We start from the raw sequence: 13,373 nt of genomic DNA on the forward strand, positions 1-13,373 counted from the left end.
ACGGGCCGGTCCCCCGCTTCCGCGCGCGGCGTCGGCGGGCACGAGGGCTGGATACCCTTCGGGGATGACCACCACTGACTACGCCGCGTACATCGCCTCGCTGCCCCGCGTCCTGGCCGGCGCCGCCACGATCTTCCGGGACGGGCGGGGGCGGGTGCTGCTGGTCGAGCCCAACTACCGTGCCGGGTGGGTGCTTCCGGGCGGCACGATCGAGTCCGACGACGGCGAGACCCCGCGCCGGGGCGCGCGCCGCGAGACGCTGGAGGAGATCGGCCTCGACCGCGAGCCGGGACGGCTGCTCGCCGTGGACTGGGTGCAGGCTCCGGGCCGGCCACCGGTGGTGGCGTACGTGTACGACGGCGGAGTCCTCGACGAGGAGGACCTCAAGGCGATCCGCCTCCAGGCGGAGGAGCTGCTGTCCTGGCGGCTGGTACCGCGCGAGGAGATCACCGACCACCTCCTGGGCACCCTGGGCCACCGGGTGCTGGCCGCGCTGGACGTCCTGGCCGACGGCTCGGGGACGGCGGAGCTGGAGAACGGCCGGCGGGTGGTGTGACGGTCGGACCCACGGGTTCCGCGGGTTCCGCGAGGTGCCTCTCGGGGGGTGCCGGGGCACCCGTGGGGGCCTCAGCCCTCCACGTCACGCGGCTTGATGTCCACCGTGCGCAGCGCCTCGTCGCGGGTGGCGGTCCGCGCCTCGGTGCGGTGACCGCGCTCGATGTAGTCGCGCACCACGAGTTCGACGGCGTCCTGGGGACTGCCCACGCCGGTGAGCACCATGACCTCGACGACGAGATCGGCGGGGAGGGAGACATCGACCTTGGCCATGGCCGGACGGTAGCACCGGCCGAGGCCGCCCGGTATCCGTTCGCGGGCCCCGGATCCCCCGCCCTGCCCGAGGTGCTGCGCGAACTGGCCGTCGGGAACGGCTCCTGAGAGGCCTGCCCCGCCCACGGTGACGCCCCGGCGACCGGTGCAGGCCGTCGGGGCGTCGGAGCGTCGGAGCGTCGGAGTGGGCCGTATGCGCGGGCCGGTCTCCTGCCGTACGGCCTAGTTGCCGCCGAAGGTGACGACCAGTCGGCCGTCCGGGGCGTAGGACCAGTGCAGGGCCCCGGAGTAGGACGAGCAGCGGGAGCCGTTCGTGCCGGACCAGAACTGGTTGGTGCTGTCGGCGCTGCCGATGATCCGGTCGTTGGTGCCGCTGCCGCTGCGGCAGGAGGTGTTGCCTCGGAACACCGAGGTGCCGGCATCGAAGTTGAAGTTGCGCTGGGCGTTGTCGATGCTGATGTTGTCCGACACCGTCATGGAGCCGGGGTTGCTGTTGTAGGTGAAGCCGTGCTTGCCGTTGTGGTAGGCGATGCTGCGCCGGACGACGTGGTCGACCGCGATGTCCTCGCCGCCGAGCTTGTATCCGTTGCGGTCGCCGTTGCCGGCCTGGGAGCCGTCGCTGAGGGTGCCGTTGTCGTGGGCGAGGGAGTCCTCGATGGTCACGGGGCCGATCGGGCCGGTGTCCGACTTGGTGTAGAGGTCCCAGCCGTCGTCGATGTTGTGGTGGGCCACGGCGTGGCGGAAGACGTTGCCGGGACCGCTGGTGAGCTTGGCGGCGAAGCCGTCGGCGTCCTCGCCGTCGGAGTCGGCGTTGTCGTGCGACTCCGCACTCAGGACGAGGTTGTTCGACGGCCACTGGCTGCTGGGGGTGCTGGACAGCATCCGGGAGAGCTGCAGGCCGGTGTCGCGGTTGAAGCGGGTCACCGTGCGCTCGATGACGTTGTTGCTGCCGCCGACGAAGATGCCGTTGTCCCCGGCACGTTCGACGACGATCCCCTTGATGTGCCAGTACGACCCGTTGACGGCGAGGCCGCGGTTGGCGGGGTCCTCGGTCTGGGCGGAGAAGTTCAGGACCGGCGTCTCACCGGGGTGGGCGAGGAGTTCGGTGCGGTCGGCGGCGGTGCCGTTGTTGCCCGCCGGGATGGTGACCGTCTGGGCGTGGCTGTACGTTCCGCCGCGCAGGTAGATGGTGCCGCCGGGGGTGATGCGGCTGATCGCCGAGGTGAGCGTGGTGGGCGCCGTCTGGGTGCCGGCGGCGCCGTCGGTGCCGCCGGGCGCCACGTAGAGGACGGTCGCCGAGGGCGGCGGGGTGGTGGTGCCGCCGGTCTCGGCGTCGAGGTGGTCGATGTTGGGCAGCCCGGCGGCCGTGGTGGGGCTGAACCGGATGATGTTGCTGCCCGCGGTCACCGGCACCGACAGTGTCTTCGTCGTCCACGCGCCCCAGGTGCCGGTGCTCTCGAAGGAGACCGTGGTGGCCGACGAGCCGTTCACCGTGAGGGTGGCGGGCCGGGCGGCGGTGGTCCCGTTGGCGAAGCGGACGCCGAGCGTCGCCGTGCCGGCGGCGGAGGCGTTCACGGTGAACTGCGCCGACGCGCCGACCGCGTTGGTGGCGTTGCAGAATCCGCTGCCGGAGTAGCCGGCCCAGTCGGAGTCGATGGTGCCGGTGCAGACCGCGGGCGAGGTCTCCGCCTCGTAGCGGGTGGACGCTGCCTGCGCCGTGTTGCCGGACAACGCGACGAGGGTGCCGGCCAGCAGGCCGACGCACGCGATGACGGGTCTCCGTTGCATCGTTCTCTCTCCAGGTGGTTGCGGCTCTACCGACGAGGGTTCGCTGACCCCTTTGCCCCGCGGCGGGCCCGGTGCGACCATACGACTGGTTCGACGGGTTGAACACGGCGGACGACCGGGCCCGGTGCGCGGGCGATGAAATCACTTGTTCCTGGAAGGTAAGCGCTTGCCATGAGCGCGTCAACGGTCGTGCATGTGGTTGTTGTTCAGACTCATGAACAACAATGGCTGCGGGTCGGGCTCGCGGGATCCGCCCGGAGCCGTGCGGCGGGTCGTACCGCAAGAACGGCTAGAACAGCGCCGCCGCGCCCCTTCCGCTCTCGAGGTCCAGCAGCCGCCGCTTGCGTTCCAGGCCGCCGCCGTAACCGGTGAGGCTGCCGTTCGCGCCGACGACACGATGGCAGGGGACGATGATGCCGACCGGGTTGCGGCCGTTGGCGAGGCCCACGGCCCGGGAGGCGGTCGGGCGGCCGAGGGCCTCGGCGAGTTCGCCGTAGGTGCGGGTCTCGCCGTAGGGGATCTGCCGCAGGGCCTCCCAGACCGTGCGCTGGAACGGTGTGCCGTGCAGCCTGAGCGGGAGGGTGAAATCCTTGGACTCGCCCGCGAAATAGGCCTCCAGCTGTTCCTCGGCAGCGCCGAAGACGGCGTCGTCGCGGGAGCCGAAGCTCTCCTCGACCGGGCGGTGGCGCTGGTCGGTCATGTAGAGGCCGCACAGGACGCCGTCGTCGGCGACGAGCGTGAGAGGTCCGTACGGGCTGTCGATGACGGTGTGCCGCTTCAAGGTGCGTCCCTTCGTGAACGTGCTCAGGCCGGCAGGTGGTTGACCGGGTGGCTGCCGGTCGCCCACAGGTACTGGACGGCGTACGCCCGCCAGGGGCGCCACGCAGCCGCGCGGGCGGTCAGCGCCGCCGGAGTGGACGGCAGGCCCAGCTCCTCGGCCGCGCGCCGGATTCCGAGATCGGTGGGGAGGAAGGCGTCGGGGTCGCCGAGCGCGCGCATCGCGATGACGTCGACCGTCCAGGGACCGAAACCGGGCAGCGACAGCAGCCGGTCACGGGCCTGGGCCCAGTCGGACTCCACTCCCAGGCGCAGCCTGCCGTCGGCGAGTTGGGCGACGAGGGTGGTGAACGTCGTACGGCGGGTGCGGGGCATCGCCAGGGAGGCGGGGTCGAGGGCGGCGAGCGCCTCGGGCGTCGGGAAGAGGTGGGTGAGGCCGCCCTCCGGGTCGTCGACGGCGTCGCCGTGCGCGGTGACCAGACGGGCCGCGTGGGTGCGGGCCGCCGCCGTGGACACCTGCTGACCGAGGACCGCGCGCACGGCGAACTCCGCCTCGTCCACGGTGCGCGGGACACGGCGGCCCGGCGCCTTGTCCACCAGCGGGGCGAGCAGCGGGTCGGTCCGCAACTGCTCGTCGACGGCCACGGGGTCGGCGTCCAGGTCGAGCATCCGCCGGCAGCGGCTGATGGCGACGGTGAGATCCCGCAGGTCGCTGAGGGTGAGCCGGCAGGCGATGTGGTCGGGGCGCGGGGCGAGCCCCACGATGCCGTGCCCGTACGGCAGCCGCAGCGTGCGCCGGTACGCCCCGTCCCGCCACTCCTCGACGCCCGGCACGGCGGTCGCCGCGAGGTGCCCGAAGAGGTTGTCGGGGTTGAGGGGGGCACGGAACGGCAGGCGGAGCTGGAGGGTGGCGGGGGCGGCCGGTGCCGGGGAGGGGGGTGTCGGGGTGCGGAGGGCCGCCGTGGTGGCGTCGTTCCGCTTCAGGGCACGGGCGCGCAGCTCGGTCGGGGAGAGGGCGAAGACCTCGCGCACGGTGTCGTTGAACGCGCGGACGGAGGCGAAGCCCGCCGCGAACGCCACGTCGGCCATGGACAGTTCGGTGGACTCCACGAGAAGTCGGGCGGTCTGGGCCCGCTGGGCGCGGGCCAGCGCGAGGGGGCCCGCGCCGAGTTCCGCGAGGAGCTGGCGCTCGACCTGGCGGGTGCTGTAGCCGAGGCGGCCCGCGAGGCCGGGCACGCCCTCGCGGTCGACCACACCGTCGGCGATCAGCCGCACGGCGCGGGCCACGAGGTCGGCGCGCCGGTTCCACTCCGGGGAGCCGGGGCTGGTGTCGGGCCGGCAGCGCTTGCAGGCCCGGAACCCGGCCTGCTGACAGGCGGCGGCGCTCGCGTGGAACACCATGTTCTCCGGTTTCGGCGCCACCACCGGGCAGCTCGGGCGGCAGTAGATGCCGGTGGTCAGTACCGCGGTGAAGAACCAGCCGTCGAACCGCGCGTCCTTGGACCGCACGGCGCGCACACAGCGCTCCCGGTCGGTGTACATCCCGTTCAGCATGCGTCCAGCATCGGCCACCGGATCGTCACGTGCTGGCGAGAATCCGACATCAGCCTCGCGTGTACTGCGCTCTCGCCGGTCACCCCTGCCAGGCGCGCTCCCGCAGCAGCCGCAGTCCGTTGAGCCCGACCAGCACGGTCGACCCCTCGTGACCGGCCACGCCGAGCGGCAACGGGAGGTGGCCGAGGAGGTCCCACAGGACGAGGCCGGTGATGAACGTGCCGGCGATCACCAGGTTCTGCAGCACCAGCCGGCGCGCGGTCCGCGAGAGCCGTACGACCGCCGGTACGGCCGTGAGGTCGTCGCGGACCACGACGGCGTCGGCCGTCTCCAGCGCGAGGTCGGAGCCCGCCCGGCCCATCGCGAGACCCGAGTGGGCGGCGGCCAGCGCGGGCGCGTCGTTGACCCCGTCACCGACGAACAGCACCTTGCGGCCGGCGAGCTGGAGGCTGCGGACGGCGTTCACCTTGTCCTCGGGAAGGAGGTCCGCCCGGACGTCCGTGATGCCGGTGGCCTCGGCGACCCGGGCGGCGGCGGGTGCGCTGTCGCCGGTGAGGAGGACCGGGGTGGTGCCGGTGAGCCCGGCGAGGGCGGCGGTGGCGGCCGGGGCGGCGGGGCGGAGGCGGTCGGTCAGGACGAGGGTGCCCACGGGGACGGCGTCGCGGGTGACGAGGACGGTGGTGCCGGCCGAGGGGTGGGAGCGGGGACGGGGGTGGGCGGCGGCGGGCAGCGCGCCGGCGGAATCCTGCACGCCGTCGACCCCGTGCGTACGGTCGTCAGGATCCCGCACGCGGTCCGCGGCATCCCGCACACCGTCCGCACCGCGCGTGTGGTCACCTGGGTCCCCCACCCTGCCCACCTTCACCACACGCCCTTCCACCACCGCGCTGACCCCGCGTCCCGGAGTCGCCACGAATTCCCGCGCCGGGGCGATCCGCAGCCCGCGAGCGCGTGCCGCTCCCACGACCGCCCGCGCCAGGGGGTGTTCGCTGGGGTGCTCGGCGGCCGCGGCCAGGGCGAGGAGGGCGTCGGCGTCGAGGCCGGAGCCCGGCAGCGGGCGCACGTCGGTGACCTCGGGTGCCCCCTCGGTGAGGGTGCCCGTCTTGTCGAGGGCGGCGGTGTCGATCTCGCCGAGGCGTTCCATGGCGACGGCGGACTTGACCAGGACGCCGTGCCGGCCGGCGGTGGCGATGGCGGACAGCAGCGGCGGCATGGTGGCCAGGACGACCGCGCACGGCGACGCGACGATCATGAAGGTCATCGCGCGGAGCAGGGCGTCCGTGAGGTCCGCGCCGAAGGCGAGCGGCAGGGCGAAGACGGCGAGGGTGGCGGCCACGACGGCGACGGCGTAGCGCTGCTCGATCTTCTCGATGAACAGCTGCGTCGGCGCCTTGGTGCGGGAGGCCTCCTCGACGAGGGTGACGATGCGGGCGATGACGGAGTCGGCGGGGTCGCGTTCGACGCGGACGCGGAGGACGCCGGTGCCGTTGAGGGTACCGGCGAAGACGTCGTCGCCGGGACGCTTGACCACCGGCAGGGGTTCGCCGGTGACGGTCGCCTGGTCGGCCTCGCTGACCCCGTCGACGACGCGGCCGTCGCCGCCGATGCGTTCGCCGGGGCGGACCAGCAGCAGGTCGCCGACGCGGAGTTCGGCGGCCGGGACGGTTTCCTCCCCGTCGTCGGTGAGGCGGGTGGCGGTGTCCGGGGCCAGGTCGAGGAGGCCGCGGACGGAGTCGGCGGTGCGGGCGGTGGCCAGCGCCTCCAGGGCGCCGGAGGTGGCGAAGATGACGATCAGCAGGGCTCCGTCGAAGACCTGCCCGATCGCGGCCGCGCCGAGCGCGGCGACGATCATCAGCAGGTCGACGTCGAGGGTCTTCCCGCGCAGGGCCCGCAGCCCTTCGAGGGCCGGTTCCCAGCCGCCGGCCGCATAGGCGACCGCGTACAGGGTTCCGTACACCCACGACGGTGCGCCGCCGACGTCGAAGCCCAGGCCGGCCAGGAAGGCGACCGTGGCCGCGAGGGCCCAGCGGGCCTCCGGAAGGGCGAGGAGGCGGGTGCGGCGGCGTGGTGCCGCCGGGCCCGCGGCGGCGGTGGGAGAGGCGAGGGCGTTCGACAACGTGGACACTCGCCCCACCATACAGGAACACATGAAGACTCATTCATTCGTTCATGCCAGGCGGGTAAGATACCGGCATGGGTCATGGAGCCGTCACCACCACAGCCACCGAGCGCGTGCGCCTGGACGCGGACAACGTGGCGAAGGTGGCCACCACCCTCCAGGCCCTCTCCACCCCCTCGCGGCTGCTGATCCTCGCGCGCCTGCGCGAAGGCCCGCTCCCCGCCACGGAGTTGGCCGCCGCGGTGGGCATGGAGCAGTCCGCGTGTTCGCACCAGCTGCGGCTGCTGCGCAACCTGGGCCTCGTGGTCGGCGAGCGGCACGGCCGTTCGGTCGTCTACGCACTGCACGACCACCACGTCGCCGAACTCCTCGACCAGGCCGTCTACCACGTGGAGCACCTGCGCCTGGGCATCAGCGACACCTCCGAGTGACCCGGAACCCGCCGCACCGCCGAGCCCGGGCCGTCCGGGCCGCGCGAACCGCCTGTGTCACCCGCGCCGCCCGAACCAGCTGTGCCGTCCGCGCCGCCCGAGCGGCCTGAGCGGCCCGTGTCTCCCGACGGGTGCCACCGTCCGCCATGGCGCCCTCCGTGATCCGCCGGAGCGGTCCGTCGGCGCGGTCCGTCGGCGCGGTCCGCCGGTTGCCAGGACACCGTGGGCCGACGGCGGGGGCGAGCGCGGCGGGGCCGTCCGGGTGAACGGGCCCGCCGCCCTTCTCACATGTTGATCATGTGTCCGGCCAGGCCGTGCACGGCCTCCTTGACGGCCTCGCTCAGGGTGGGGTGGGCGTGGACGTTGCGGGCGACCTCGTGGACGGTGAGGTCCCACTGCTGGGCCAGGGTCAGCTCGGGCAGCAGTTCGGTGACGTCGGGGCCGATGAGGTGGCCGCCGAGCAGCTCGCCGTACTTGGCGTCGCTGATCAGTTTCACGAAACCGGTGGTGTCGCCGAGCCCGTGCGACTTGCCGTTGGCGGTGAAGGGGAACTTGGCGACCTTGACGTCGTACCCGAGGTCGCGGGCCTGGGCCTCGGTGTGGCCGAAGCTGGCGATCTGGGGCTGGCAGAAGGTGGCGCGGGGGATCATCGCGTAGTCGAGTTCCATGGTCTCCGCGCCGGCGAGGGTCTCGGCGGCGACGACGCCCATCGCCTCGGCCGCGTGCGCGAGCATCAGCTTGGCGGTGACGTCACCGATGGCGTAGATGTGCGGGACCGAGGTGCGGCAGCGGCCGTCCACGTCGACGGCGCCGCGCTCGGTGACCGTCACGCCGGTGTTCTCCAGGCCGTAACCGGTCACGTTCGGGGCGAAGCCGATGGCCTGGAGGACCTTGTCGGTCTCCAGGACCTGCTGGGCGCCGTCCTTGCCGGTGACGGTGACCCGGACCCGCGGGCCGGACTCGTCGATCGCCTCGACGCGCGTCGAGGTGAGCACGTCGATGCCCAGCCGGCGGTACTGCTTGGCCAGTTCGGCGGAGACCTCGGCGTCCTCCAGCGGCGCCATCCGGTCCAGGAACTCGACGATCGTGACCTTCACGCCGTAGTGGTGCAGGACGTAGGCGAACTCGATGCCGATCGCGCCGGCTCCCGCGATGACGATCGACTGCGGGAGGTCCTCGGTGAGGATCTGCTCCTCGTACGTCACCACCCGGGCGCTGCGCTTGGTGCCGGGCAGCAGCTTCGGGGTGGCGCCGGTGGCGATGACGCAGTCCGTGAACCCGAGGGTGCGGGTCTCGCCGTCGTAACCGCTCACCTGGAGCGTGTGCGGGTCGAGGAAGGTGCCCCGGCCGTCGTACTCGGTGATCTTGTTCTTCTTCATGAGGAAGTGGACGCCCTTGACGCGGCCGTCGGCGACCTTGCGGCTGCGGCGGTAGGCCTCTCCGTAGTCGAAGGAGACCTCTCCGTCGACCTTGATCCCGAAGGTCTTCGCCTCACGGGTGAAGATGTGCGCGAGCTCGGCGTTGCGCAGGAGGGCCTTGGTCGGGATGCAGCCCACGTTCAGGCAGACGCCGCCCCAGTACTTCTCCTCCACGACGGCGACGCGTTTGCCCAGCTGGGCGGCGCGCACCGCGGCGACGTAGCCGCCGGGCCCGGCGCCGAGTACGACGACATCGAAGTGCTCGTCCTGCTCCACCATGGGACGTTCCTCTTCCTCGCTCGGCTCATCCGTTCCGTGGTGGATTGTTCCGCTCCCCCGCGCCCGCCGCCACAGAGGTCGTCGCGGCGTGTCCGAGATCGCTGTGGGGAGGGCCCGCCGGGGACGGCTCCGGCAGGCCCTCTCCGCCGTGGGTGCGGGTGGCGCGCCTACTCCGTCGCCGTCGGCCGGCGCGAGGCCGCCGTGGCGTCCGCGACGCGGCCCAGCGGACGAAGCCGGTAGGTGTACGCGTAGTCGCGGTCGGCGAACAGCTTGTACTCGTCGTGGGTGTGCGCGCCCCAGCTGTTGTCACCGCCGACGCCCATCTGCCGGTGGCTCAGGCGCAGGACGACCTCGGGGCGCGGGGTGAGCTGGTAGTCGTGGCGGGCGCCGACCGAGAGGTCCTCGGGCGTGAAGTGGGAGGCGTTGACCTCCAGCAGGGGTTCGCCGGTGGCGAGCAGGCCGGCGCCGTCGCGGTCGGTGAGGGCGATCCAGCGCACGTCGGTCCTGTTGCCGTTCTCCTGCGGGCGGATGTACGGCGTCCACTGGCCGGTCACGGTCCCGGAGTGCAGGCCCACGTCGGTGCCGTCGTTGCGGTCCCAGTGGTTCTCCTCGGGGCCTCGGCCGTAGTAGTGCACGTGCTCCAGGCGGGCCGGCAGGAACAGGATGCTCCCGACCTCCGGGATGTACGGCAGGTCCGCGGCGCCCGGACGCAGGGTGTGGTCGACCTTGATCTCGGCGTTCCCGAACACGGTGTAGGTGGTGGTGTACGACGACGGGGTCGTGGTCGGCAGGGTGCCGGTGACCTCGATCCGCACGGCCCGGTCGCGCAGGGCGCGCACGCTCACGCCGGTGACCGTGCGGAGGGTGCCCGCGTCGCGCCAGGTGCGGTTGCGGGTGTGCTGGCCGTTCCCGTGGTCGTTGTCGGTGGGCGCCCGCCAGAAGTTGGGCGTCGGCCCCGAGGTGACGAGGGGGACGCCGCCCGCCTCGTAGGAGGTGATGACGCCGGTGCGCTTGTCGACGGCGACGGAGAAGTCCCGGCCGGTGACGGTGACCGTCGTGTCGCCGTCCTCGTGGGTGAGGGCGGGCACGCTGCGGAGGGGGACGGGGGTGACGGCCGGGCTGCCGGCGTCCAGGGGGAGTTGCTGCCGCGCCACCTCGAAGCCGGCCTCGGCCCAGGGGGTGGACTCCCGGAGGGTGAAGGACAGTTCGAGGAAGTGCTCGCTGCCGGGCGCCGGGGCGTTGGGCAGCTCCAGGGGGACGGTGATGTCCTTGCGGGTCAGCGGCGGCACGTCGAGCTGGCCGCGGGTCAGCCGGCCCTTCCGGGTGACCTTCCCGTCGGTGACGAGTGACCATCTTCCGTCGAAAGCACGGAGGTTGGTGAAGAGGTGCTCGTTGGTCAGCGTGACCGCGCCGGGACCGCCGCCGGGCACCGCTGCCACGCCGACGGCCTGGTGGACGCGTTTGACCTCGGCGGCCTTGCCGGTGTGGCGGCGGTCGGCGGTGACGAGGCCGTCGGCGACGAAGGCGCCGTCGTTGGGCAGGTCGCCCCAGTCGCCGCCGTAGGCGAGGAAGGTCTTCTCGCGCGGCTGCTCCTCGTCGACGGCGACGGTCGCCGCGTCGAACCAGAACCGCACGCCGTCGTCACCGGGACCGCGTTCGTCGTCGGCGAGTTCGGCCGCGGTCAGGGCGCGGGCGTAGACGCGGGCCCGGCGGATGCTGCCGCTGAACTCGCGTGTGTGGTTGTCGGTGTCGTTGCCGAGTGCGAGGGGCGCGGTGTTGCCGCTCGGGCGGCGGGTGGTGGCGCGGGTGGCCCGTACCACGCCGTCGACGTACAGGGTGAGGGTGCCGGCGTCCGCGTCGAAGACGCCCGCGATGTGGTGTTCGCGGCCGGTCCAGTCGTCGGGGACGGTCCAATTGGCGGTGATCCACTGACCACCGCCGTGGATGAAGAACTCCAGGGTCCGGTCGTTCTGCTTCAGGGCGTACTGGGTGTCGCCCTTGGCGATGATCGGCTGGTGGTAGCCGGTGAAGCGGGGGGTGACGCAGGCCTCCAGGGTGAGGGAGCCGGTGAGGTCGAGGCCGGGGTCGCGGGCGAAGACGGTGGCTCCGGAGACGCCCCGGGCGCGGTCGAAGGTGCCGCCGGCCGCCATGAGTTCACCGCGGAGCCGGGCGGGGCCGCTCTCGGTGAACAACGTGCGCGCCGGCGTGGGCCAGTGGAGGGACTGGTCGGCGAAGTCCCAGATCCAGCCGCCCTGGAGGACGTCGTGGCGGCGGACGAGGTCCCAGTACTTCTTGAAGTTCCCGGTGGAGTTCCCCATCGAGTGGCTGTACTCGATCATGACGTACGGCCGGGTGTCGGCGGTGTCCTTCGCGCGCTGTTCGACGCGTTGGGGACTGTCGTACATCTCGGAGCGGATGTCACTGATGCCGGGGCGGTCGTCGCCCTCGTACTGGATGACGCGGGTGGGGTCGTAGGAGCGGATCCAGTCGTGCATGGCGGTGAAGGTGCTGCCGCCGCCGGCCTCGTTGCCGAGGGACCAGATGACGACCGAGGCGTGGTTCTTGTCGCGGTGGACCATGTTCTGGGCGCGGGCCACGCAGGCGGCCGTCCAGTCGGGGTGGTCGCCGGGGTACTCGGCGCGGATGCCGTGGGTCTCGAGGTTGGTCTCGTCGACGAGGTAGAGGCCGTACTGGTCGGCGAGTTCGTACCACTGCGGGTTGTTCGGGTAGTGCGAGGTGCGGACCGAGTTCATGTTCAGCCGCTTGATGATCCTGATGTCCTCGATCATGTCGGCGCGGGTGAGGGCGGTGCCGCGGGCGGGGTGCATCTCGTGCCGGTTGGTGCCGCGGAAGGAGACGGGGCGGCCGTTGATGCGCATCAGCCCGTCCCTGAGGGCGAACTCCCGCAGTCCGACCCGGTGGGAGAGGGTCTCGATCACCTTTCCCGCGGGGTCGCGCAGGCGCAGGACTGCGGTGTGGAGGTAGGGGTCCTCGGCGGACCAGAGGCGGGGTGAGGGGACGGCCCTCGCGGCCCGTACGGTCGCCTCGCCGCCGGGTTCGAGGTCGACGGCCTGCCGGAGCGGGCGGGACCAGACGGGGTGGCCGTCGGCGTCGTACAGGAGGGTGTCGACGGTGTACCGTCCACCGGATCCGCCCGCGTAGTCCCGCACGCTCGCCGTCACCGCCAGCTCGGCGGTGGTGTGGTCGGCGCCGAGCGGGGTGTCCAGCTTGAAGTCGCGCAGGTGGACGGCCGGGGTGGAGAACAGGTAGACCGAGCGGAAGATGCCGCTCAGCCGGATCATGTCCTGGTCCTCCAGCCAGTCGCCGTCGGAGTAGCGGTAGACCTCGACGGCGATCTGGTTGGTGCCGGGCTTCAGGTGGTCGGTGACGTCGTACTCGGCGGGGGTGAAGGAGTCCTCGTGGTAGCCGACGAGACGGCCGTTGATCCACACGTAGTGCGCGGACTTGACCCCTTCGAAGTGCAGGAACGTCCGCCGCCCGGCCCAGTCGGCCGGCACGGTGAAGGTGCGCCGGTACTGGCCGACGGGGTTGTGGCGGGTGGGCGCGGCAGGCGGCTGCGGGTTCTCGCCGTGGCCGTTGGGTCCCCAGTACGGGTAGGTGATGTTGACGTAGATCGGGCGGTCGTACCCGTGCAGCTGCCAGACCGACGGCACGGGGACGGTGCCCCAGGAGCTGTCGTCGAGGTCGGTGCGGTGGAAGTCGGCGTCGCGGTCGTCGGGGCGGTCGGCGTAGGCGAACCTCCAGGTCCCGTCGAGGCTGATCCGGTAGGGGGAGCGGGTGCGGTCGGCGGCGAGGGCCTGGGCGAGGTCCGCGTACGGCATGAGGGTGGTGTGGGGCGGTTCGGTGCCGAGCCGGAAGACGTCGATTCGGCCGTTCCACTCCGGGGTCGTCTCCGCGGCGGCTGCGCGGCGGCCGACGGCGAGGGCGGAGAGGGCGAGCGCGCCGAGCACGGCGGCCGATCCCTCGAGGAGACGACGACGGCTGACGGCCACCCGCGGGGGGCGGTCCGGCCGGTCCATGGACGACACGTGCGGGTGCGACATGACCATGACCTTCCTCGGGGCGACCCGTGCGGCTGCACGGGACGGAGGGTGCGTCAGATCTTGTCCGTCGGTGTTGAAAAAACGAACAGGGACGCGCCGATATTGGCTGAATATC

General features: G+C 72.4%; 9 protein-coding genes. 2 read left to right on the forward strand and 7 right to left on the reverse strand.

The genetic code is table 11. The annotated features are described in order from the left end of the window. Positions 1–64: 64 nt before the first annotated feature. Positions 65–556 carry an NUDIX hydrolase gene (locus ACGFQC_RS16260; RefSeq protein ID WP_363088695.1) on the forward strand — a complete coding sequence of 164 codons (492 nt, stop codon included), beginning with the start codon at positions 65–67 and terminating at the stop codon, positions 554–556. Between the two features lie 71 nt (positions 557–627). Here ACGFQC_RS16260 and ACGFQC_RS16265 read toward each other — a convergent pair whose 3' ends face one another. The 5 genes from ACGFQC_RS16265 to ACGFQC_RS16285 all read right to left on the reverse strand — a co-directional run bounded on the left by ACGFQC_RS16265 (position 628) and on the right by ACGFQC_RS16285 (position 7,084). Then, positions 628–828 carry a DUF2191 domain-containing protein gene (locus tag ACGFQC_RS16265; protein ID WP_363088694.1) on the reverse strand — a complete coding sequence of 67 codons (201 nt, stop codon included), beginning with the start codon at positions 826–828 and terminating at the stop codon, positions 628–630. Between the two features lie 222 nt (positions 829–1,050). After that, on the reverse strand, positions 1,051–2,616 hold the full coding sequence (locus tag ACGFQC_RS16270) for a right-handed parallel beta-helix repeat-containing protein (protein WP_363088693.1): 1,566 nt from the start codon (positions 2,614–2,616) through the stop codon (positions 1,051–1,053). Positions 2,617–2,905: 289 nt separating this feature from the next. Beyond that, the gene (locus tag ACGFQC_RS16275; protein WP_363088692.1) at positions 2,906–3,397 is read right to left on the reverse strand and encodes a methylated-DNA--[protein]-cysteine S-methyltransferase; all 492 of its coding nucleotides are present in this window, start codon (positions 3,395–3,397) and stop codon (positions 2,906–2,908) included. Positions 3,398–3,420: 23 nt separating this feature from the next. Then, positions 3,421–4,935 carry an AlkA N-terminal domain-containing protein gene (locus tag ACGFQC_RS16280; protein WP_363088861.1) on the reverse strand — a complete coding sequence of 505 codons (1,515 nt, stop codon included), beginning with the start codon at positions 4,933–4,935 and terminating at the stop codon, positions 3,421–3,423. A 91-nt stretch (positions 4,936–5,026) separates the two neighbouring features. After that, positions 5,027–7,084, reverse strand: coding sequence for a heavy metal translocating P-type ATPase (locus ACGFQC_RS16285; protein WP_363088860.1), 2,058 nt, complete (start codon positions 7,082–7,084; stop codon positions 5,027–5,029). Between the two features lie 56 nt (positions 7,085–7,140). On the opposite strand from ACGFQC_RS16285, the gene ACGFQC_RS16290 reads away from it, so the two are divergent. Further along, positions 7,141–7,497, forward strand: coding sequence for a metalloregulator ArsR/SmtB family transcription factor (locus ACGFQC_RS16290; protein ID WP_363088691.1), 357 nt, complete (start codon positions 7,141–7,143; stop codon positions 7,495–7,497). 284 nt (positions 7,498–7,781) lie between these two features. Here the strand turns inward: ACGFQC_RS16290 and lpdA are convergent, their stop codons facing one another. Both lpdA and ACGFQC_RS16300 read right to left on the reverse strand, forming a co-directional pair. Further along, positions 7,782–9,194 (reverse strand): dihydrolipoyl dehydrogenase, encoded by a 1,413-nt coding sequence (gene lpdA / locus ACGFQC_RS16295; protein WP_363088690.1) that lies wholly within the window; start codon positions 9,192–9,194, stop codon positions 7,782–7,784. Positions 9,195–9,361: 167 nt separating this feature from the next. Next, positions 9,362–13,264 carry a glycoside hydrolase family 2 TIM barrel-domain containing protein gene (locus tag ACGFQC_RS16300; RefSeq protein WP_393288277.1) on the reverse strand — a complete coding sequence of 1,301 codons (3,903 nt, stop codon included), beginning with the start codon at positions 13,262–13,264 and terminating at the stop codon, positions 9,362–9,364. Positions 13,265–13,373 lie beyond the last annotated feature (109 nt).

The sequence above is a fragment of the Streptomyces sp. NPDC048734 genome (genome assembly GCF_043198675.1).
Classification (GTDB): Bacteria; Actinomycetota; Actinomycetes; order Streptomycetales; family Streptomycetaceae; genus Streptomyces.

What these genes read in the sequence shown, in the direction of transcription:
- ACGFQC_RS16260 (WP_363088695.1), top strand. Translation starts at nt 65, where the DNA reads ATGACCACCACTGACTACGCCGCGTACATCGCCTCGCTGCCCCGCGTC.
- ACGFQC_RS16265 (WP_363088694.1), bottom strand. Translation starts at nt 828, where the DNA reads ATGGCCAAGGTCGATGTCTCCCTCCCCGCCGATCTCGTCGTCGAGGTC.
- ACGFQC_RS16270 (WP_363088693.1), bottom strand. Translation starts at nt 2,616, where the DNA reads ATGCAACGGAGACCCGTCATCGCGTGCGTCGGCCTGCTGGCCGGCACC.
- ACGFQC_RS16280 (WP_363088861.1), bottom strand. Translation starts at nt 4,935, where the DNA reads ATGTACACCGACCGGGAGCGCTGTGTGCGCGCCGTGCGGTCCAAGGAC.
- ACGFQC_RS16285 (WP_363088860.1), bottom strand. Translation starts at nt 7,084, where the DNA reads ATGGTGGGGCGAGTGTCCACGTTGTCGAACGCCCTCGCCTCTCCCACC.
- ACGFQC_RS16290 (WP_363088691.1), top strand. Translation starts at nt 7,141, where the DNA reads ATGGGTCATGGAGCCGTCACCACCACAGCCACCGAGCGCGTGCGCCTG.
- lpdA (WP_363088690.1), bottom strand. Translation starts at nt 9,194, where the DNA reads ATGGTGGAGCAGGACGAGCACTTCGATGTCGTCGTACTCGGCGCCGGG.
- ACGFQC_RS16300 (WP_393288277.1), bottom strand. Translation starts at nt 13,264, where the DNA reads ATGGTCATGTCGCACCCGCACGTGTCGTCCATGGACCGGCCGGACCGC.